This is a genomic window from Herbiconiux flava (assembly GCF_013409865.1).
In the GTDB taxonomy this organism is placed as follows: Bacteria; Actinomycetota; Actinomycetes; order Actinomycetales; family Microbacteriaceae; genus Herbiconiux; species Herbiconiux flava.
Genome location: NZ_JACCBM010000001.1, coordinates 2,012,682 through 2,031,798, shown reverse-complemented (window position 1 = coordinate 2,031,798; position 19,117 = coordinate 2,012,682). Strand labels below are relative to the sequence as shown.

General features: G+C 70.2%; 19 protein-coding genes and 2 tRNA genes. 11 read left to right on the top strand and 10 right to left on the bottom strand.

The features are described 5' to 3' along the window. Positions 1–7 precede the first annotated feature (7 nt). Complete coding sequence (locus BJ984_RS09855; protein ID WP_179547864.1) at positions 8–1,438, bottom strand: helix-turn-helix domain-containing protein; 1,431 nt, start codon at positions 1,436–1,438, stop codon at positions 8–10. 112 nt (positions 1,439–1,550) lie between these two features. On the opposite strand from BJ984_RS09855, the gene BJ984_RS09850 reads away from it, so the two are divergent. The 4 genes from BJ984_RS09850 (at position 1,551) to BJ984_RS09835 (ending at position 6,895) form a co-directional block, all read left to right on the top strand. Then, positions 1,551–3,386 carry a phosphoenolpyruvate carboxykinase (GTP) gene (locus BJ984_RS09850; protein WP_179547863.1) on the top strand — a complete coding sequence of 612 codons (1,836 nt, stop codon included), beginning with the start codon at positions 1,551–1,553 and terminating at the stop codon, positions 3,384–3,386. 123 nt (positions 3,387–3,509) lie between these two features. After that, a complete protein-coding gene (valS, locus tag BJ984_RS09845) occupies positions 3,510–6,137 on the top strand; it encodes a valine--tRNA ligase (RefSeq protein ID WP_179547862.1) in 2,628 nt (875 codons plus the stop codon). Positions 6,138–6,151: 14 nt separating this feature from the next. After that, positions 6,152–6,619, top strand: coding sequence for a GNAT family N-acetyltransferase (locus BJ984_RS09840; protein ID WP_179547861.1), 468 nt, complete (start codon positions 6,152–6,154; stop codon positions 6,617–6,619). 33 nt (positions 6,620–6,652) lie between these two features. Then, positions 6,653–6,895: a hypothetical protein gene (locus BJ984_RS09835; RefSeq protein ID WP_246306452.1), complete on the top strand. Its 243-nt coding sequence runs from the start codon at positions 6,653–6,655 to the stop codon at positions 6,893–6,895. Between the two features lie 38 nt (positions 6,896–6,933). Here the strand turns inward: BJ984_RS09835 and BJ984_RS09830 are convergent, their stop codons facing one another. Beyond that, entirely contained in the window at positions 6,934–7,911 is a 978-nt protein-coding gene (locus BJ984_RS09830) for an aldo/keto reductase (protein ID WP_179547860.1), read from the bottom strand. Position 7,912: 1 nt separating this feature from the next. Further along, entirely contained in the window at positions 7,913–8,569 is a 657-nt protein-coding gene (locus BJ984_RS09825; protein ID WP_179547859.1) for a GntR family transcriptional regulator, read from the bottom strand. A gap of 78 nt (positions 8,570–8,647) precedes the next feature. On the opposite strand from BJ984_RS09825, the gene BJ984_RS09820 reads away from it, so the two are divergent. After that, positions 8,648–9,658, top strand: coding sequence for a 1-aminocyclopropane-1-carboxylate deaminase (locus BJ984_RS09820; protein ID WP_179547858.1), 1,011 nt, complete (start codon positions 8,648–8,650; stop codon positions 9,656–9,658). Between the two features lie 64 nt (positions 9,659–9,722). Here the strand turns inward: BJ984_RS09820 and clpX are convergent, their stop codons facing one another. The 6 genes from clpX to BJ984_RS09790 all read right to left on the bottom strand — a co-directional run bounded on the left by clpX (position 9,723) and on the right by BJ984_RS09790 (position 14,818). Then, positions 9,723–11,000 (bottom strand): ATP-dependent Clp protease ATP-binding subunit ClpX, encoded by a 1,278-nt coding sequence (clpX, locus tag BJ984_RS09815; protein WP_173183818.1) that lies wholly within the window; start codon positions 10,998–11,000, stop codon positions 9,723–9,725. 109 nt (positions 11,001–11,109) lie between these two features. After that, complete coding sequence (locus tag BJ984_RS09810) at positions 11,110–11,859, bottom strand: AAA family ATPase (RefSeq protein ID WP_179547857.1); 750 nt, start codon at positions 11,857–11,859, stop codon at positions 11,110–11,112. A 13-nt stretch (positions 11,860–11,872) separates the two neighbouring features. After that, positions 11,873–12,538: an ATP-dependent Clp protease proteolytic subunit gene (locus BJ984_RS09805; RefSeq protein WP_173183816.1), complete on the bottom strand. Its 666-nt coding sequence runs from the start codon at positions 12,536–12,538 to the stop codon at positions 11,873–11,875. 35 nt (positions 12,539–12,573) lie between these two features. Continuing rightward, a complete protein-coding gene (locus BJ984_RS09800) occupies positions 12,574–13,173 on the bottom strand; it encodes an ATP-dependent Clp protease proteolytic subunit (protein ID WP_173183815.1) in 600 nt (199 codons plus the stop codon). A 166-nt stretch (positions 13,174–13,339) separates the two neighbouring features. After that, positions 13,340–14,701 (bottom strand): trigger factor, encoded by a 1,362-nt coding sequence (tig, locus tag BJ984_RS09795; protein ID WP_179547856.1) that lies wholly within the window; start codon positions 14,699–14,701, stop codon positions 13,340–13,342. A gap of 42 nt (positions 14,702–14,743) precedes the next feature. Further along, positions 14,744–14,818: transfer RNA gene (locus tag BJ984_RS09790), tRNA-Pro, on the bottom strand. 106 nt (positions 14,819–14,924) lie between these two features. Between BJ984_RS09790 and BJ984_RS09785 the strand changes: the two genes are divergently transcribed. The 3 genes from BJ984_RS09785 to BJ984_RS09775 all read left to right on the top strand — a co-directional run bounded on the left by BJ984_RS09785 (position 14,925) and on the right by BJ984_RS09775 (position 16,429). Beyond that, a tRNA-Gly gene (locus tag BJ984_RS09785) sits at positions 14,925–14,998 on the top strand. Between the two features lie 106 nt (positions 14,999–15,104). Then, positions 15,105–15,527 (top strand): hypothetical protein, encoded by a 423-nt coding sequence (locus tag BJ984_RS09780; protein ID WP_179547855.1) that lies wholly within the window; start codon positions 15,105–15,107, stop codon positions 15,525–15,527. Positions 15,528–15,568: 41 nt separating this feature from the next. Continuing rightward, positions 15,569–16,429: an LLM class F420-dependent oxidoreductase gene (locus tag BJ984_RS09775; RefSeq protein ID WP_179547854.1), complete on the top strand. Its 861-nt coding sequence runs from the start codon at positions 15,569–15,571 to the stop codon at positions 16,427–16,429. 34 nt (positions 16,430–16,463) lie between these two features. Here the strand turns inward: BJ984_RS09775 and BJ984_RS09770 are convergent, their stop codons facing one another. Then, positions 16,464–17,312 (bottom strand): hypothetical protein, encoded by an 849-nt coding sequence (locus BJ984_RS09770; protein WP_179547853.1) that lies wholly within the window; start codon positions 17,310–17,312, stop codon positions 16,464–16,466. A 69-nt stretch (positions 17,313–17,381) separates the two neighbouring features. Here BJ984_RS09770 and BJ984_RS09765 point away from each other — a divergent pair, with 69 nt between their 5' ends. The 3 genes from BJ984_RS09765 to BJ984_RS09755 all read left to right on the top strand — a co-directional run bounded on the left by BJ984_RS09765 (position 17,382) and on the right by BJ984_RS09755 (position 19,090). Then, positions 17,382–17,741, top strand: coding sequence for a hypothetical protein (locus tag BJ984_RS09765; RefSeq protein WP_173183811.1), 360 nt, complete (start codon positions 17,382–17,384; stop codon positions 17,739–17,741). A gap of 7 nt (positions 17,742–17,748) precedes the next feature. Then, positions 17,749–18,555 carry a nitroreductase family protein gene (locus tag BJ984_RS09760; RefSeq protein ID WP_179547852.1) on the top strand — a complete coding sequence of 269 codons (807 nt, stop codon included), beginning with the start codon at positions 17,749–17,751 and terminating at the stop codon, positions 18,553–18,555. A gap of 61 nt (positions 18,556–18,616) precedes the next feature. Beyond that, positions 18,617–19,090, top strand: coding sequence for a hypothetical protein (locus BJ984_RS09755; protein ID WP_179547851.1), 474 nt, complete (start codon positions 18,617–18,619; stop codon positions 19,088–19,090). The last annotated feature ends 27 nt before the right edge of the window (positions 19,091–19,117 follow it).

The following is a 19,117-nucleotide window of genomic DNA, read 5'->3' as shown; positions in this document are numbered from 1 at the left end:
CGCGGCCCTACCCCGCGTGCGCCTCCAGGAACTGGTACACCTCGTTCTCGTCGACCCCGGGGAACTTGCCCGAGGGCAGCGGCGACAGGATGTGCGCGTGCAGCTTCGCGCTCGGCCACGCGGCACCCGACCAGCGCTCGGCCAGCTCGGAGGCGGGGCGCCGGCAGCACGACTCGTCGGGACAGCGCGACTGCTGCCGCATCGCCGTGTCCCGCCCGCGGAACCACTTCGCGTCGGAGAACGGCACGCCGAAGGTGATCGAGAACTCCCCCGCGTCGGTCTTGCCCGTCTGCGTCGCGCACCAGAACGTGCCGGCGGGGGTGTCGGTGTACTGGTAGAACTCCGTGGTGCGGTTCGTGCGGCCGAGCGCCCCTCGCGCCGCCCACTTGCGGCAGACCAGCTGGCCCTCCACGGCGCCCGTCACGTCGGCCGGCAGCGGCAGGCCGTCGTTCTCGTAGGACTTGTAGATCGCCCCGTCCTCGCCGACGCGCAGGAAGTGCACCCGCATGTCGAGGTGGGCCGTCGCGAGGTTCGTCATGCGCAGCGCCGCCGCCTCGTGGGTGACCCCGAACGCGTCGCGGAAGTCCTCGACCGAGAGGTCCTTGCGCTGCTTGGCCGCTGACAGGAACGCGACCGAGGCCGTCTGCGGCATCAGGCAGGCCGCCGCGAAGTAGTTGATCTCGAGCCGCTGCTGCAGGAACTCGGCGTAGCTCTGCGGCGGCGTGTGGCCGAGCAGCCGGTGCGCCATCGCCTGCAGCGCCATGGAGCGCAGCCCGTGGCCGCCGGGAATCGACGCGGGCGGCAGGTAGATCCGCCCGTTCTCGAGGTCGGTGACCGAGCGGGCGGAATGCGGCAGGTCGTCGACGTAGATCAGGGTGAAGCCGAGGTGCTCGGCGAGCAGCGACACGCTGCGATGGGTGAGCGCCCCCGAGCTGTGGCCGACGGTCGCGAGGGTCTCCTCGGCCAGGCGCTCGAGCTCGGGCAGATGGTTGTCGAGGCCCCGCATCGCGAGACGGTTCTCCGTGTTGGCGCGGCGGGCCTCCTCGGGAGTGGCGATCGACTCGGCGGCACGGCGGCGCAGCTCCCGGTGCAGCCCGACGAGTGACTCGAGCGTCTCCTGCGGCAGGGATCGGCTCGCCGGCACCGCGGGCAGGCCGAGCGAGGCGTAGAGCGGGCTCTGCTGGGCCCGGGCGAGCTCGATCTCGAGGGCGGTGCGCGCATCCGGAGCCTCGTCGCTCAGCAGATCGGCGAGGGGCACGCCCAGCTCGGCGGCGAGCGCCTGCAGCAGCGAGAGCTTGGGTTCGCGGCGCCCGTTCTCGATCAAGGAGAGCTGGCTGCCGACGACGCCGACGCGCTCGCCGAGCTGATCGAGGGTGAGGCCGAGCCGCTTGCGATGGTGGCGGATGCGCCTCCCGAGCGTGATGAGGTCGCCGTTCATCTTCTCTCCTCGTCAAGATCAGCGGATCTTTACAGATCCTGGCCCAGAATCTACCTCCCCTGACGCTCATAGTGGAAGAACCAGCCGCCAATTGACGAAGATGAGGCCGAGGATGAGCATTCTGGAGACGACGAGCATGGTCGACACCGAGGGTCCGTCGAAGAACCCCGCGATCAACGAGTGGGTGCGCGACGTGGCGCTGCTCACCAAGCCCGACCGCATCGTCTGGTGCGACGGATCGACCCGGGAGTGGGACGAGCTGACCAAGGAGATGGTGGCGCAGGGCACGCTCATCCGCCTGAACCCCGAGTGGCGCCCGAACAGCTTCCTGGCGCGCAGCGACCCGGCCGACGTGGCCCGCGTCGAGGACCGCACCTTCATCTGCTCGGAGCGTCGCGAGGACGCGGGCCCGACCAACAACTGGCGCAGCCCCTTCGCGATGCGCGAGGAGCTGACCACCCTCTTCGCCGGCAGCATGCGCGGCCGCACGATGTACGTCGTGCCCTTCTCGATGGGACCGCTCGGCGGCCCGATCTCGCAGCTCGGCGTGCAGCTGACCGACTCCCCCTACGTCGTGGTGAGCATGCAGCTGATGACCCGGATGGGCTCGGCGGCCCTCGACCTGATCGAGGCCGACACCCCCTGGGTGCCCGCGCTGCACTCGGTCGGCGCCCCGCTCGTCGACGCCGACGGCACCCGCCACGAGGACGTGGCCTGGCCGCACAACCCGACGAAGTACATCTCGCACTTCCCCGAGACCCGCGAGATCTGGTCGTTCGGTTCGGGCTACGGCGGCAACGCCCTGCTCGGCAAGAAGTGCTTCGCGCTGCGCATCGCGAGCGTCATGGCCCGCGACGAGGGCTGGCTCGCCGAGCACATGCTGATCATCAAGATCACGAGCCCCGAGGGGCGGGTGCACCACGTGGCCGCCGCGTTCCCGAGCGCCTGCGGCAAGACGAACCTCGCCATGCTGAACCCCTCGATCCCCGGCTGGAAGGTCGAGACCATCGGCGACGACATCGCCTGGATGAGGCCGGGCGCCGACGGCAAGCTGCGGGCCATCAACCCCGAGCGCGGCTTCTTCGGGGTCGCCCCCGGCACCGGCATCACCACGAATCCGACCGCGGTCGACACCGTCTGGGGCAACACCATCTTCACGAACGTCGCGCTGCGCGACGACGGGGACGTGTGGTGGGAGGGCCTCACGCCGAAGGCGCCGGCGCACCTGCTGGACTGGCAGGGCGAGCACTGGACGCCGGCCTCCGACGGGCCGGCCGCGCATCCGAACTCCCGCTTCACCGTGACCGCCGACCAGTGCCCCTCGATCGCCGACGACTGGGACTCCCCCGAGGGCGTGGTGATCGACGCGATCCTGTTCGGCGGGCGGCGGCCGAGCACGGTGCCGCTCGTCTCCGAGGCGCGCGACTGGGCCCACGGGGTGTTCATGGGCGCCACGATGGCCTCCGAGACCACCGCCGCGGCCGAGGGCGCCGTCGGCCGGCTGCGGCACGACCCCTTCGCGATGCTGCCGTTCTGCGGCTACGACGTCACCGACTACTTCGCGCACTGGCTCGAGATCGGGCAGACGCTGGGGGCGGATGCTCCCCCGGTGTTCTCCGTGAACTGGTTCCGCAAGGATGCCGACGGCCACTTCGTCTGGCCCGGCTTCTCCGAGAACGCCCGCGTGCTCGAGTGGATCGTCCGCCGTGTCGAGGGCTCGGTGGAGACCGTCGACACCCCGATCGGACGGCTGCCGCGGGTGCGCGACGTGAACGTCGAGGGGCTGGAGCTCGGCTACGAGGAGCTGCAGGGCATCCTCTCGGTCGACCGCTCGGCGTGGCTGCGCGAGGTGGACGAGATCGACGCCTACTTCGACGAGATCGGCGGGGAGCGCGTGCCGGTCGAGCTCCGGCGTCAGCTGTCGTCGCTCCGGGCGAACCTGCGCTGAGGCGCGGGTTCGCGCGAGCGGAGGCGAGCGGGCGCGTGGGCGGCGCCGACCGGTATCCTGGGAGGACAGTGAGGCACCTCTCCACCTGACACGGTGCCGCCCATATCGCCAGGAGGCCCAACCATGTCCGCACACGTGCCCGACAAGCCCGCACTCGAAGGCCTCGAGGCGAAGTGGGACGGGGTCTGGACCGAGCAGGGCACGTACCTGTTCGACCGCGCCGACGCCGACCGTGACGACGTCTACTCGATCGACACCCCGCCGCCCACGGCCTCCGGCTCGCTGCACATCGGCCACGTGTTCTCGTACACGCACACCGACGTGATCGCGCGCTTCCGCCGCATGACGGGCAAGCGCGTGTTCTACCCGATCGGCTGGGACGACAACGGCCTGCCCACCGAGCGCCGGGTGCAGAACTACTACGGCGTGCGCTGCGACCCGTCGCTGCCCTACGACGCCGACTTCACCCCGCCGTTCGAGGGCGGCGACAACAAGTCGTCGAAGGCGGCCGACCAGATCCCGATCTCGCGCCGCAACTTCATCGAGCTGTGCGAGATCCTCACCGTCGAGGACGAGAAGCAGTTCGAGACGCTCTGGCGCGACCTCGGACTCTCGGTCGACTGGACCCAGACCTACCGCACCATCTCGCGCGAGTCACAAGCCGCCTCGCAGCTGGCCTTCCTCCGCAACATCGAGCGCGGCGAGGCCTACCAGGCCATGGCGCCCACCCTGTGGGACGTCACCTTCCGCACCGCGGTGGCGCAGGCCGAGCTCGAAGACAAGGAGCAGCCGGGCGCCTACCACCGGCTCGAGTTCCACCGCCCCGACGGGGAGGGCGTGTTCATCGAGACCACGCGCCCCGAGCTGCTGCCGGCGTGCGTGGCCCTGGTCGCGCATCCCGACGACGAACGGTACAAGGCGCTGTTCGGCACCACCGTCACCACCCCCGTGTTCGGCGTCGAGGTGCCCGTCGTGGCGCACCACCTCGCGCAGCCCGACAAGGGGTCGGGCATCGCCATGGTCTGCACCTTCGGCGACCTGAACGACGTCATCTGGTGGCGCGACCTCGACCTGCCCAACCGCGCGATCATCGGCTTCGACGGCCGCATCATCAGCGAGGCCCCCGCGGCCATCACCTCGGAGGCCGGGCGCGAGGCCTACGCCCAGCTGGCCGGCAAGACCGTCTTCTCGGCCAAGCAGGCCGTGGTCGAGCTGCTCCGCGGCACCGGCGAGCTGATCGGCGAGCCCAAGCCCATCACCCACCCGGTGAAGTTCTTCGAGAAGGGCGACCGCCCGCTCGAGATCGTGTCGACGCGTCAGTGGTACGTCACGAACGGCGCCCGCGACGAGGCCCTGCGGGCGAAGCTGCTCGAGCTCGGCGCCGAGCTCGACTGGCACCCCGACTTCATGCGGGTGCGCTACGAGAACTGGGTCGGCGGCCTCACCGGCGACTGGCTGATCTCGCGCCAGCGCTTCTTCGGCGTGCCGCTGCCCGTCTGGTACCCCCTCGACGGCGACGGCAACCCCGTCTTCGACCAGCCGATCGTCGCCCCGCGCGACATGCTGCCGGTCGACCCGTCGTCGGATGCGGCACCCGGCTACTCGGAGGACCAGCGCGGCGTGCCCGGCGGCTTCCAGGGCGAGGTCGACGTGATGGACACCTGGGCGACGAGCTCGCTCACCCCGCAGCTCGCGGGCGGCTGGGAGCGCGACGAGGAGCTATGGAAGCTCGTCTTCCCCTACGACCTGCGCCCCCAGGGGCAGGACATCATCCGCACCTGGCTGTTCTCGACCATGCTGCGCGCCACTCTCGAGGAGGGCGTGAAGCCCTGGCAGAACGCCGCCCTCTCGGGCTTCATCGTCGACCCCGACCGCAAGAAGATGTCGAAGTCGAAGGGCAACGTCGTCACCCCGGCCGACATCCTGAAGACCCACGGCTCGGATGCGGTGCGGTACTGGGCCGCCTCGTCGCGCCTCGGCACCGACGCGGCCTTCGACGAGAAGAACCCGACGCAGATCAAGATCGGCCGTCGCCTCGCGATCAAGATCCTGAACGCGGCGAAATTCGTCTACGGCTTCACGCTGCCGGAGGGGCACACCGAGATCACCGAGCCGCTCGACCTCAGCATGCTCGCCGGTCTCGACGAGGTCGTGCGCACCGCCACGGCCGCCCTCGAGCGCTACGACCACGCCCGGGCGCTGGAGATCACCGAGACCTTCTTCTGGACCTTCTGCGACGACTACCTCGAGCTGGTCAAGGAGCGCGCGTACCGCGACGAGTCGGAGGCGGCGGGCAAGGCCTCCGCCGTGCTCGCCCTGCAGACCGCGATCGACGTGCTGCTGCGGCTGTTCGCGCCCTACCTGCCCTTCGCCACCGAGGAGGTCTGGTCGTGGACGCACGAGGGCTCGGTGCACACCAGCGGGTGGCCGACCGCCGTGCTCGAGTCGCTGCCCGAGGGCGTGACCGTGAGCTCCGATTCGTTCGCCGAGGACGCCGGCCTGCTGGCGCTCGCCTCGCGTGCCATCGTCTCGGTGCGTCGCGCCAAGACCGACGCCAAGGCCTCGCAGAAGACCCCGGTCGCCTCGGCGACCATCTCGGGAACCGACGCCGAGATCGAGCTGCTGCAGCGCGCCGAGGGCGACCTCAAGGCGCTCGGCCGGATTGCGGTTCTCGGCTACGCCTCGGCTGAGGAACTCTCGGTCGGCGATATAGTTCTAGCGCCCGAGCAGAACGCCGAGGCCCCCGCATGAGCCAGGAGGCGACGATGCCGAACGAGACCACCACGACCGCGGTGCGCGTGCGCCCGGTCGCCACGAACGAGTTCTTCGCCTGGCACGCGGTCTACACGGGCTACGGCGAGTTCTACGAGAAGCCGCTGCACGACGAGAAGGCCGTGCTGGTCTGGAGCTGGATCATCGATCCGGCCCACGAGCTCGAGTGTCTCGTGGCGGTCGACGAGAACGACCAGATCGTCGGCCTCGCGCACTACCGACCGTTCTCCCGCCCGCTCGACGGCAGCCGGGGCCTCTATCTCGACGACCTGTTCGTGCTGCCCGAGAACCGCAAGCAGGGCATCGCGACCGCGCTGATCGAGGGTGTGGCCGACATCGGCCGCCGCCGCGGTGCGAGCGTGGTGCGCTGGATCACGGCGAAGGACAACGAGGCCGCACGCGCCCTCTACGACACCGTGGCCGAGAAGACCCGCTGGGTCACCTACGACAAGGCACTCTGAGCCCTTCAGAGAAGCCGCAGTGAGAGGAACAGCATGATGCAGCTCGGAACCCGCTGGCTGGTCGGCGACGAACCCCCCTCCCGCCTTCCGCAGACCGTGATCGACGCGATCTACGAGGTCGAGGGCGAACTCGCCGAGCAGGGCGTCGACGCCAAGGACTGGAGCTGGACGCTGACCTGGCTCGAGGGCCGGCCCGTGGTCTCGCTCGACGACGACACCACGATCGAGTTCGACCCCGAGACCGACATCGCGCTGGTCACCGCACCGGGCGAGTAGGCCGGCCGGCGCGCTCCGGCCGCCGGCCGCCTCCGTGCTCAGAACCCCTCGGGGCGCCTCGGCGTGTAGGGCTGCTCCAGCGCATCGAGCTCCTCGCGCGTCAGCGTCAGCTCGAGCGACGCCACCGCGTCGGACAGGTGCTGCGCCTTCGTAGCGCCCACGATCGGCGCGGTCACGGCGGTCTGCTGCCGCACCCAGGCGAGCGCGACCTGGGCCCGGGTGACGCCGCGCTCGCCCGCGATGCGGCCCACCGCATCCGTGATCGCCCGGTCGGCCTGCTCGGCCTGGCCGTACATCGCCTTCGTGACCTCGTCGCTGGCCGTACGCGCGGTCTCCTCGCCCCAGGGCCTGGTCAGCCGGCCGCGGGCGAGGGGGCTCCAGGGCAGCACTCCGACGCCCTGGTCGAGGGCGAGCGGATGCATCTCCCGCTCCTCCTCGCGCTGCAGCAGGTTGTACTGGTCCTGCATCGAGACGAACGGGGTGAAGCCCTGGCGCTCGGCGACGTGCTGCGCCTTCGCGAACTGCCAGGCCCACATGGAGCTCGCGCCGAGGTAGCGGGCCTTGCCGGCCTTCACGACGTCGTGCAAGGCCTCCATCGTCTCCTCGATCGGCGTCTCGTCGTCCCACCGATGGATCTGGTAGAGGTCGACGTAGTCGGTGCCGAGTCGGCGCAGGCTCGCGTCGATCGACGCCATGACGTGCACCCGCGAGAGTCCGCGCTCGTTGGCGCCCGGGCCCGACGGGAAGTACACCTTGGTGGCGATCTCGATCTCCTCGCGGCGGGCGAGAGCGCCGAGCATCCGGCCCGTGATCTCCTCGCTGGTGCCGGCGGAGTACATGTCGGCCGTGTCGAAGGTGGTGATGCCGGCCTCGACGGCCTGCACGTAGAACGGGCGCGCCTCCTCCTCCGGCAGGGTCCACGGGTGGGTGCCGCGATCGGGCGTGCCGTAGCTCATGCAGCCCAGCACGATGGGTGAGATCTTCAGGCCGGAGCGGCCGAGACGTACGTGCTCCATGTCAGTCCGATGCCTTTCCGAGGCCGAGGGTCAGCCAGTTCTCGCGGGTCAGGAGGGCGGCGCGGTCGGCGTCGCCCGCGGTCGCTGCGGCCAGGATGCGCTCGTGCTGCTCGACCGACTCGCGGCCGTTCAGCGAGGCGAAACGGATGCGCTCCACCCGCCGCAGCACCGCCGTCGCGCCGTCGAGCACCTCGGCGATCAGCCGGTTGCCGCTCGCCTCGACGAACACGGCGTGGAAGCGGTCGTCGGCCTCGAGCGCGCGGTCGACGTCGTGGTCGTCCAGGGCGACGGCGAAGTCGTCCGCGGCGGCGCGAAGACGCTCGAGGTCGTCGGCACCCAGCACGGGGACGGAGAGGCGGGCAGCCAGCTCGTGCAGCGACGCGGCGACCTGCTGCGCATCCGTCACCTCGGGCCCGTCGACCTCGGCCACCGTCGTCGCGCGACCCGGCCGGGCCACGACGAGGCCGGCGCGCTCGAGACGGAGCATCGCCTCACGGATGGGAGTGCGGCTGACGCCGAGCCAGGTCTCGAGCTCGGGGTCGCGCAGGCGTTCGCCCGGCTGCAGCGTGCCGTCGACGATGGCGGCGCGAAGCGTCAGATAGACGTCGTCGCGCAGAAGCGTGCGGGCGCGCACGGCCGTCGAGGAAGGAACGGGCATGGCCTCATCGTATCGCTCGGCGGTGCGATATATTGCATACAGCACATCGACAACGACCCATCGACCCTCTGGAGCCCCATGGCCCTCGCCGACTTCCCCCGCTACCCGCTCACCTTCGGGCCGAGCCCCGTGCACCACCTCCCCCGGCTCTCGCAGCACCTCGGCGGCGCCCAGGTCTGGGCGAAGCGGGAGGACGTCTCGAGCGGTCTCGCCTTCGGGGGCAACAAGATCCGCAAGCTCGAATACTTGGTTCCGGATGCTCTGGCGAGCGGTGCCGACACGCTGGTGTCGATCGGGGGCTACCAGTCCAACCACACGAGGCAGGTGGCCGCGGTCGCCGCCAAGCTCGGGCTCAAGGCCCGGCTGGTGCAGGAGAACTGGGTCGACTGGCCCGACCCGCTGAGCGACCGGGTGGGCAACATCCAGCTGTCGCGGATCATGGGGGCGAAGGTCACGCTCGATTCCGCCGGCTTCGACATCGGCATCCGCTCCAGCTGGCAGCAGGCGATCGACGAGGTGATCGCCGACGGCGGCACGCCGTACCCCATCCCGGCCGGCGCCTCGGAGCACCGCCTGGGCGGGCTCGGGTTCGCCAACTGGGCCTACGAGGTCGAGCAGCAGGAGCGCGAGCTCGGCGTCTTCTTCGACACGATCGTGGTCTGCACGGTGACCGGCTCGACGCACGCCGGCATGATCGCCGGCTTCGCCGGGCAGGACCGGCCGCGCCGCGTGATCGGCATCGACGCCTCCGCGACGCTCGAGAAGACGCGGGACCAGGTGGCGCGGATCGCGCGGCACACCGCGTCGCTGATCGAGCTCGGGCGCGAGCTGCGCGACGACGAGATCGAGGTGCTGGAGGGATGGGCGGGCGACCTCTACGGCATCCCGGTCGACTCGACGCTCGAGGCCATCCGGCTGGGCGCCGAGCTCGAGGCGATGATCACCGACCCGGTGTACGAGGGCAAGTCGCTGGCCGGGCTGATCGACCTCGTGAAGTCGAAGGAGATCCCGGCGACGAGCACGGTGCTCTACGCGCACCTCGGCGGACAGCTGGCGCTGAACGCGTACAGCGGGCTGTTCCGGTCATAGGGCGGGAACGACGAAGGGCCACTCCCACGGGGGCGGCCCTTCGTTCTGCGTCGTGGTCGTGCGGCTACGCCGACTTCTCTTCGCGTCGGGGCTTGCGCGGCACGATCGTGGGCGCCGCATTCTCGAGCACCGTCTCCTTCGTGACGATGACCCGGGCGACCTCGTCGGTGGAGGGCACCTCGAACATGATCGGCCCCAGCACCTCCTCGAGGATCGCACGGAGCCCGCGCGCACCGGTCTGGCGCAGCACCGCGAGATCGGCGATGGACTCGAGCGCGTCGTGCTCGAACTCGAGGTCGACGCCGTCGAGCTCGAACATGCGCTGATACTGCCGTACCAGCGCGTTGCGCGGCTCGGTGAGGATCTGCATGAGCGCGGCCTGGTCGAGCGGCGTCACCGTGGTGACGACGGGCAGCCGGCCGATGAACTCGGGGATCAGCCCGAACTTGTGCAGGTCTTCGGGCAGCACCTCGCCGAACAGGTTGGCGTCGGCCTTCTTGCTGTAGAGCGGGGAGTTGAAGCCGATGCCGCGCTTGCCGGCGCGCTGGGAGATGATCTCCTCGAGCCCCGCGAAGGCGCCCGCCACGATGAACAGCACGTTCGTCGTGTCGATCTGGATGAACTCCTGGTGCGGGTGCTTTCGGCCACCCTGCGGCGGAACGCTGGCGACCGTGCCCTCGAGGATCTTCAGCAGCGCCTGCTGCACACCCTCGCCCGACACGTCGCGCGTGATGGAGGGGTTCTCGGCCTTGCGGGCGATCTTGTCGACCTCGTCGATGTAGATGATGCCCGTCTCGGCCCGCTTGACGTCGTAGTCGGCGGCCTGGATGAGCTTCAGCAGGATGTTCTCGACGTCTTCACCGACGTAGCCCGCCTCGGTGAGGGCGGTGGCGTCGGCGACGGCGAACGGCACGTTGAGGCGCTTCGCCAGCGTCTGCGCCAGGTAGGTCTTGCCGCAGCCCGTGGGGCCGATCAGCAGGATGTTGCTCTTGGCGATCTCGACCTCGTTGGCCTGGGCCTCGGCCGAGACGATCGCGGTGCGCGCCTTGGTGCGCTTGTAGTGGTTGTAGACGGCGACCGAGAGGGCGCGCTTCGCAGCGTCTTGCCCGATGACGTACTCCTCGAGGAAGGAGTAGATCTCCTTCGGCTTCGGCAGCTCGAACTCGCCGGCCGCCTCTTCGCTGGCCTCGGAGAGCCGCTCCTCGATGATCTCGTTGCAGAGCTCCACGCATTCGTCGCAGATGTAGACGCCGGGACCGGCGATGAGCTGCTGGACCTGCTTCTGGCTCTTTCCGCAGAACGAGCACTTCAGCAGGTCGGCGCTCTCCCCTATGCGTGCCATGCCCACTCTCCTCAACCTGTGTTCCGACGAGCCTAACCCGAACCCCCGACAAGCACCGACACCGACCCGCATTCGTGACCTACCCGTTCCCGCCGGCCCCTGCGGCCGCTCAGTCGAGCATGTGCCGCAGGTAGCGGCCGGGCGCCTGCAGGTAGCTCCGCCAGTGCGCGACCAGCTCGAGCTCCTCCCACGCGGTCTCCCGGATGCCCCACTCCCCGAACTCGAGCACCCTCGCGCCGGGCAGCGACGCCAGCACCGGCGAGTGCGTTGCGCAGACGATCTGCGAGCCCCCCTTCGCCAGCGCGTCCAGCTGCCGGAGGTAGCGCAGCGTGGACTGGAACGACAGCGCCGCCTCCGGCTCGTCGAGACAGAAGAAGCCGGGGCCGTCGAGCTTGCGATCCAGGAGCGCCAGGAACGACTCGCCGTGGCTCATCTCGTGCAGGTCGCCGTCGGGCGATCCGGGCATGGCGCCCAGATAGCTGAAGTAGCCGTGCATGGTCTCGGCCCGCAGGAAGAAGCCCCAGCGCGGTGCGCCGACCCCGCGCTCGAGGGTGAGCCACTGCCCCAGCGGCGACTCGCTGCGCCGCGTGACGGCGCCGCCGTTCCGGGTGCCGCCCTCGGCCGGGAAGCCGTAGGCCTCGGCGATGCCCTCGAGCACCGTCGACTTGCCGCTGCCGTTCTCGCCCACGAGGAAGGTCACGCCGGCGCCGAGCTCCAGGCCGTCGCGCAGGGCGGCGACCGCCGGCACCGTGAGGGGCCACGAGACGGCGACAGCCGGGGCATCCGCCGAGAGCGATGCTCTGCGGATGACCCGGCTGTCGGTGAGCCAGCCCTCGGAAGGGCGGGCCGGAGGCGTCATGCCGTCGGCGAGGTCAGCTGACCAGGGCCGGGACGGCCTTGCGCGAGGTGAGCACCTGGTCGATGAGGCCGTACTCGAGGGCCTCCTCCGACGAGAGGATCTTGTCGCGGTCGATGTCCTTCGAGACCTGCTCGAGCGAGCGGTTCGAGTGGTGCGACAGCGTGCCCTCGAGCCACTCGCGCATGCGCATGATCTCGCGGGCCTGGATCTCGATGTCGGAGGCCTGGCCGCCGCCCTGCCCGGTGGCGGGCTGGTGGATCAGGATGCGCGCGTTCGGCAGCGCGAGGCGCTTGCCGGGCGTGCCGGCCGCCAGCAGCACGGCCGCGGCGGAGGCCGCCTGGCCGAGGCAGACGGTCTGGATCTGCGGGCGCACGTACTGCATCGTGTCGTAGATCGCGGTCATCGCGGTGAACGAGCCACCGGGCGAGTTGATGTACATCTCGATGTCGCGGTCGGGGTCCTGCGACTCGAGCACGAGCAGCTGGGCCATGACGTCGTCGGCCGAGGCGTCGTCGATCTGCACGCCGAGGAAGATGATGCGGTCCTCGAAGAGCTTCGCGTACGGGTCCTGGCGCTTGAAGCCGTAGGCCGTGCGCTCCTCGAAGCTCGGGAGGATGTAGCGGTCGGACGGCATGGTGCCGTTGCGGTAGGCGCTCGCACCGAAAGTGGGGGTTTCCATGTTCTCTTTACCTGTTCTCTGGGATGCGATTGCGACTACAGGGTGGAGGGGGCGTCGATGGTGCCGCCGCCGCCCGCGACGTCGGTGGCGTACTCGCGCACGTGGTCGACGAAGCCGTACTCGAGGGCCTCCTGCGCGCTGAACCAGCGGTCGCGGTCGCCGTCCTCGTTGACCTGCTCGACGGACTTGCCCGTCTGAGCGGCGGTGATCTCGGCGAGACGCTGCTTCATGCTCAGGATGAGCTGAGCCTGGGTCTGGATGTCGGAGGCCGTTCCACCGAAGCCACCGTGCGGCTGGTGCAGCAGCACGCGCGCGTTCGGCGTGATGTAGCGCTTGCCCTTGGTGCCCGAGGTGAGCAGGAACTGGCCCATCGAGGCCGCCATTCCGATGCCCACCGTGACGATGTCGTTCGGCACGAACTTCATCGTGTCGTAGATCGCCATGCCGGCCGTGATGGAGCCACCGGGAGAGTTGATGTAGAGGAAGATGTCGCGCTTCGGGTCTTCAGCCGCGAGCAGCAGGATCTTGGCGCAGATCTCGTTCGCGTTGTCATCGCGAACCTCGGACCCGAGCCAGATGATGCGGTCCTTCAGCAGTCGGTCGAAGACAGTTGAGGGGAAAGCCTGATCGGCCATGTGTGTCGCTCCAATTCACTTGCAGTGGTTTGAATCTACTGGAGCTTGTGCGCCCCGGCTCCCGTGTTCGCCGTCGGCAGAGCCGTGCCGGGTCTCCGGATGCTCCGCGAACGACGAAGGGCCTGCATCCGGTGCTCGGATGCAGGCCCTTCATGACGGGGTGCGACTAGTGCGAGTGGCCCTCGTGGTCGTGGCCCTCGTGCTCGTCGGCGGACTCGATGCCGACCAGGTTCTCGGCGTCGGCGTCGTCGTCGGCCAGCACGGTGAACTCGGAGATGTCGACGGCCTTGCCGTTCGTGTCGACGACCTTGGCCTTCGACAGCACGATCGCGAGCGCCTTGTTGCGGGCGACCTCGGCCACCATGGCGGGGATCTGGTTCGACTCGGAGAGGATCTTCACGAACTCGTTCGGCTCCATGCCGTACTGGGCGGCCGACTGGATGAGGTACTGGGTGAGCTCGTCCTGCGAGACCTTGACCTCTTCGCGGTCGACGACCGCGTCGAGCAGGATCTGCGTCTTGAAGGTGCTCTCGCTGGAAGCGGTGACCTCGGCGCGGTGCTCCTCGTCCTCGAGGCGGTTCTCGCTCTCGAGGTGACGGTGCACCTCGTCCTCGATGAGCGCCGGGGGAACCGGGATCTCGACCTTCTCGAGCAGGCTCTCGACGATCTTGGTGCGAGCCTCGGAGGCCTGACCGAACGCCTTCTGCTTCTCGACCTGCTCCTTGAGCGAGGTCTTCAGCTCGTCGAGGGTGTCGAACTCGCTCGCGATCTGGGCGAAGTCGTCGTCGGCCTCGGGCAGCTCGCGCTCCTTGACGGAGTTGAGCGTGACCGTGACGAGGGCGTCGCGGCCGGCGTGCTCGCCGCCGAGCAGCGGAGCCTCGAAGGTGGTGGTCTCGCCGGCGGTGAGGGTGTCGAGCGCCTCGTCGATGCCCTCGAGCAGCTCGCCCGAGCCGATCTCGTAGGAGATGCCGGAGGCGGTGTCGACCTCGACGTCGTCGACCATGGCGACGAGGTCGAGCTGGGCGAAGTCGCCGGTCTTGGCCGGGCGGTCGACGGTGACCAGGGTGCCGAAGCGGCTGCGCAGGCGCTCGAGCTCCTCGTCGACGTCGCTGTCTTCGACGAGGGCGGGCTCGACCTGCACCTCGAAGCCCTCGTAGTCGGGCAGCTCGATCTCGGGGCGCACATCGACCTCGATGGCGAGCTCGAGGTCACCCGAGAAGTCCTCGGCCTTGGGCCACTCCACGATGTCGGCCTGGGGGCGGCCGAGCGGGCGCAGCTCGTTCTCGGTGACGGCGTCGCGGTAGAAGCGGTCGAGGCCCTCGTTGACGGCGTGCTCGAGCACCGCGGCCTTGCCGACGCGCTGGTTGATGATGGGCGGCGGCACCTTGCCCTTGCGGAAGCCGGGGATGTTGACCTGCTCGGCGATGTGGCTGTAGGCGTGATCGATGCTGGGCTTCAGCTCGTCGGGAGTGACGAAGATCGCGATCTTCACACGCGTGGGGCTGAGCTTTTCGACCGTGGTCTTCACGTTGAGTGTCTCCTGTGGTTGTCTCGAGGTTCGTGCGTCGTGTCGGGGCGACAGGATTCGAACCTGCGACCTCCCGCTCCCAAAGCGGGCGCTCTAGCCAAGCTGAGCTACGCCCCGGCGGCGAAATGGCCTCGGCAAGTCTAGTGCACCGCCCGGTACCGGTCACACAGCGCGTTCGAAGCTGTACTACGATGTGTCGGGTGCCGGGCGCGAGCCCTGTTCCGGGGATGTAGCTCAATGGTAGAGCCTCAGTCTTCCAAACTGATCACGCGGGTTCGATTCCCGTCATCCCCTCCACGCCCTGCTGTCGACGTGCGCTGCCGGTTGATCTGGGCCCGCACTTCTACTACCGTCGTGCAGAATGCCGCACGATCCGACCCGGGCGGCCAAGGAAGGCCATGCCATGACCGCGACTGACGAGCCGCGCATCCACCCCACCTCTGCGGACACCCGCCGCGCCCGACGTCGTGTCGAGGAGGTGAGCTTCGACGAGCTGATCGCCGACGAGCAGTTCTCCGACGACTCCCGCGGGGAGGCCGCACCCAAGCCCGCCAGCACCCACGCGAACGCCGCGGCGCCCGCGCGCACCCCGGCCGCTGCTCCGGCTCCCGCTCCGGCTCCGGCCGCTGCTCCGGCTCCGGCCGCTGCTCCGGCTCCGGCGAAGCCCGCCGAGGCCCACCACCCCAAGGGCCGCTTCTACCGTCCCGAGCTCTACAGCACGACCCAGCGCATCACCGGCAGCGTCGTGGTGAAGGTCACCGTCGTCGTGCTGCTGCTCGCGGGCACCGCCGCCCTGGTCTACCTGGCGCTCGACCGCTTCAGCTGATCCGCTCCCGCCCGGCCACCGGGCGGGCGTAGTCTCCCCCCATGGAGATCGGACTGCACCTCGCGAATCTGACGTTCGAGGGCGGCACTCCCGCGCTCGCCCCCACCCTGGCGCGCGTCGCCCGGGAGGCCGAGGCCGCTGGCGTCGCCCGCCTGACCGTGATGGACCACCTCTGGCAGATCCGCGGCGTCGGCCCCGCCGAGAACGCGATGCTCGAGGCGTACACGACGCTCGGGTTCCTGGCCGCGCACACCGAGCGGATGCTCCTGCACTGCCTCGTGACCGGCGTGACCTACCGCGCGCCCGGCCTCCTCGCCAAGCAGATCGCGACCCTCGACGTGCTGAGCGGCGGCCGTGCCGGGCTCGGCATCGGTGCCGCCTGGAACGAGGAGGAGGCCACGGGTCTCGGCCTGGAGTTCCCGCCGATGAAGGAGCGCTTCGAGCGGTTGGAGGAGGCCGTCCGCATCTGCCTGCAGATGTGGAGCGACGACGAGAGCCCGTTCGAGGGCGAGCACTACCGGCTCGGCCGCACGCTGAGCGAGCCGGCGCCGATCAGCCGGCCCCACCCCTACCTGATGATCGGCGGCTCCGGCGAGCGCAAGACGCTGCGGCTCGTGGCGCAGTACGCCGACGCCTGCAACATCTTCGGCGGGCCGGATGCGGGGCGGAAGCTCGAGGTGCTGCGCGGGCACTGCGACGACGTGGGCCGCGACTACGACGAGATCGAGAAGACGACGATCGGCGGCCTCGCCCCCGGGACGTCTCCCGACGAGCTGCTCGGCCTGCTCCGCGGAGCGAAGGAGCAGGGCTTCACGGTGATGTACCTGATGCCGGCCGGGCCCCGGCCGCTCGAGGCCGTCGAGCTGCTGGCGTCGCTGCGCGAGGAGATCGCCGCGATCTGAGCGGCCGCCGGCACGCGCGGCAGGGAGAGCGCGCTCAGCGTGTGAAGCGCGCGGGCAGGTACGCCGCCGCGGGGGTGACCACGTAGACGACGTCGTCGGCATCCGCCACCGAGTAGGCCTCGACGTAGCTGACGGTCGCCCCCGGCGGCACGGTCGCGGCCGGGGGCAGCCCCGTCATGCCGTTCGAGGGGTCGACGATCGGGTTGCCGCTCGCACCCGCCGACACCACCGAGGTGACGGTGCCGGGCACGAAGTCGGTCGCGCCGCCGTTGTAGACGGTGACCGTGACGGCGATGTTCGCGGGCTGGCCGGCGCCCGACGCCTGGGGCGAGGGGCTGAACGACTGGGGCGCGGCGACCGAGATCTGCAGGCCGTCGTCATAGGTGACGGTCTGGTCGAAGAGCGCCGGCACCACCTCGGTCCCGGATGCGGCCGGCCCGCCGCCGTCGGCCGCCTGACCACCGAAGAGCGCCGAGGAGGTGGCCGCGCCGATCACGCCGACGGCGAAGACGACGCCGAGCACGACGACCACGAGGAACGCGATCCCCGCGAGCACGAGGCCGGGCACCAGGAGGCGGTTCCGCGGCGGCCGGGACTGCGCGCGGGCGGAGCGACCCCCGGGGCGCGGCGGCTGCGCGCGGGCGGAGCGACCCCCGGGGCGCGGCTGCTGCGCGCGCCGCGGCGCGGCGGGAGCGGTGCCCGGCAGCGGGTTGCCCGGCCGCTTGATCTCCCACCGGCTCGGCTCCGCGGGAGCGGCCGCGGGTGCGGTGAGCGGAGCCGCGGCGGGCGGTGCGACCGGGACCGCCGACGCGGGCTCGTCGTCCCGCCCGCCGAACGACGGCGGAAGGGGCGGCAACGGCGGCAGCGGCGGGGTCGACGGCATCCCCCTCAGTCTGGCATCCGCAGCGCCCGAAGCCCTGCCGTTCGGGGGCGGGCCGCGTAGTCTGGCGACATGTCACCCCAGCCGCTCTTCGTCGCGGCCACGACGAGCTACGCGGTCAACTGCGCCCTCGGCGCGTCGGTCGCCGCCGGTGTCGTCGACACACGGCGTTTCCGCTGGGTGCACCACGCGCTCTACATCGCGACCTGCACCCTCGCCGGCGCAGCGGCCGCCTCCGCGGTGCTGCCCGCGCTCCGCCCCGCCGGCCCCGCAGCGGCGGCCGCTGCCCGCCATGCGGCCCTCGCCCTGGCCCCCGCCGCGGTGCCCCTCGTCGTCATCCCCCGCGTGAGCGCGCGCACCGCGCGCCATCCGCTCGTCGCCCTCACCGCCGCCCCGTTCCTCGTGGCCGGCCTGATGCTGTCCAGGAGGTAGCTGTCCCGTGGAGTTCCTCGACGTCGTGCGCCGTCGCAAGACGACCAACGGCCCGTTCCGGCCCGACCCGGTGAGCTGGGAGCACCAGCGGCTCCTGATGGAGGTGGCGGGCCGTGCACCGTCGCAACTGAACAGCCAGCCCTGGCGCTTCGTCATCGTCGAGGAACGCGACACGATCGAGAAGATCGCCCGCATCAGCGGCGACAGCATGACCGAGGCGATGTCGAACGGCACCTTCTTCGAGCGCTACAAGCCCTACTTCCGATTCAGCGCAGAGGAGATGGCCGAGAAGCGCAGCGGGATGCTCTTCGACAAGCTGCCGGCGGTGCTCCGCCCCTTCACCAAGCAGGTCTTCACGCCCCGCGGCCAGAAGCTGATGAACGGCCTGCGCGTGCCGCAGACCCTCGGCGAGGAGAACCGCAAGCTCGTCGCCGGTTCGCCCCTGCTGCTCGGCGTGATGCTCGACCGCTCCGAGTACCGGCCGGGTGAGCTGAGCTCGTTCTACTCGGTCTTCAGCATGGGCGCGGCCATGGAGAACGTCTGGCTCAGCACGGTGGAGCTCGGCATGGGCATCCAGTTCGTGTCCTTCCCGATGGAGGTGCCGGGCAAGTGGGCCGAGATCGAGTCGCTCCTCCAGGTGCCCGACGAACTCGAGCTGATGGCGGTCTACCGCCTGGGCTACCTGCCCGCCGACCAGGTGCGGCCGGCCATCGACTGGTCGAGCCACGAGCGCAAGAAGCCGTCGCAATACGTCTTCCGCGGCACCTGCGCCTCCCCCGAAACGGGGTGGGACGAGACTCCTCCCGTGCCCTAGGGTCGGTGCTGGGGGCAGTGCGACGGATGCTCGTTCCCGTCGACCCTCGAAAGGCTCCCCCATGGCAGACCGCACCCTCTCCGGCCCCGAGTTCACGGGCGAACGGCCCCTCGAGGCCTCGCCCTGGGAGATCAAGCTCTCGTTCGGCCTCTGGCTCGCCGAGGCGATCCTCGCTCTGATCAGCGGCATCCTCGTGGTGTTCGCCGGCGCGGCCGTGGCACTGGTGGTCGGTACCGAGGGCGATGCGGCCCCCATCACGATCGCGCTGGTCGTCGGCGCGGGCATCCTGATCATGGCCCTCGCGGTGTTCCGCATCGTCTGCGCCGCCAAGCTGCTGCGCGGCAAGCCGTGGGCCCGCAACGCCCTGACCATCCTCGGCGTGCTGGCGCTGATCGGTGTGACGCTGGAGTTCCAGGGCAACGCGGGTGTCGCGATCGCGCACGCGCTGGTGACCGTCGTCGCGCTGGTGACGATGTACCTGCCGAACTCCAACGCCTACATCCGCGCACCTTTCCCCACGTCAGCGGGCGTTTAGCAAGGTACGCCTCACCTTCGTGAGCGT

Bases quoted from the DNA above. Each gene is read 5' to 3' on its own strand.
- valS (WP_179547862.1), top strand. From the start codon at position 3,510: ATGTCCGCACACGTGCCCGACAAGCCCGCACTCGAAGGCCTCGAGGCG.
- BJ984_RS09820 (WP_179547858.1), top strand. From the start codon at position 8,648: ATGGCCCTCGCCGACTTCCCCCGCTACCCGCTCACCTTCGGGCCGAGC.
- BJ984_RS09855 (WP_179547864.1), bottom strand. From the start codon at position 1,438: ATGAACGGCGACCTCATCACGCTCGGGAGGCGCATCCGCCACCATCGC.
- BJ984_RS09765 (WP_173183811.1), top strand. From the start codon at position 17,382: ATGTCACCCCAGCCGCTCTTCGTCGCGGCCACGACGAGCTACGCGGTC.
- BJ984_RS09755 (WP_179547851.1), top strand. From the start codon at position 18,617: ATGGCAGACCGCACCCTCTCCGGCCCCGAGTTCACGGGCGAACGGCCC.
- BJ984_RS09810 (WP_179547857.1), bottom strand. From the start codon at position 11,859: ATGACGCCTCCGGCCCGCCCTTCCGAGGGCTGGCTCACCGACAGCCGG.
- BJ984_RS09830 (WP_179547860.1), bottom strand. From the start codon at position 7,911: ATGGAGCACGTACGTCTCGGCCGCTCCGGCCTGAAGATCTCACCCATC.
- BJ984_RS09775 (WP_179547854.1), top strand. From the start codon at position 15,569: ATGGAGATCGGACTGCACCTCGCGAATCTGACGTTCGAGGGCGGCACT.
- BJ984_RS09840 (WP_179547861.1), top strand. From the start codon at position 6,152: ATGCCGAACGAGACCACCACGACCGCGGTGCGCGTGCGCCCGGTCGCC.
- BJ984_RS09800 (WP_173183815.1), bottom strand. From the start codon at position 13,173: ATGGCCGATCAGGCTTTCCCCTCAACTGTCTTCGACCGACTGCTGAAG.
- BJ984_RS09835 (WP_246306452.1), top strand. From the start codon at position 6,653: ATGATGCAGCTCGGAACCCGCTGGCTGGTCGGCGACGAACCCCCCTCC.
- BJ984_RS09850 (WP_179547863.1), top strand. From the start codon at position 1,551: ATGAGCATTCTGGAGACGACGAGCATGGTCGACACCGAGGGTCCGTCG.
- BJ984_RS09780 (WP_179547855.1), top strand. From the start codon at position 15,105: ATGACCGCGACTGACGAGCCGCGCATCCACCCCACCTCTGCGGACACC.
- BJ984_RS09825 (WP_179547859.1), bottom strand. From the start codon at position 8,569: ATGCCCGTTCCTTCCTCGACGGCCGTGCGCGCCCGCACGCTTCTGCGC.
- BJ984_RS09770 (WP_179547853.1), bottom strand. From the start codon at position 17,312: ATGCCGTCGACCCCGCCGCTGCCGCCGTTGCCGCCCCTTCCGCCGTCG.
- BJ984_RS09805 (WP_173183816.1), bottom strand. From the start codon at position 12,538: ATGGAAACCCCCACTTTCGGTGCGAGCGCCTACCGCAACGGCACCATG.
- clpX (WP_173183818.1), bottom strand. From the start codon at position 11,000: ATGGCACGCATAGGGGAGAGCGCCGACCTGCTGAAGTGCTCGTTCTGC.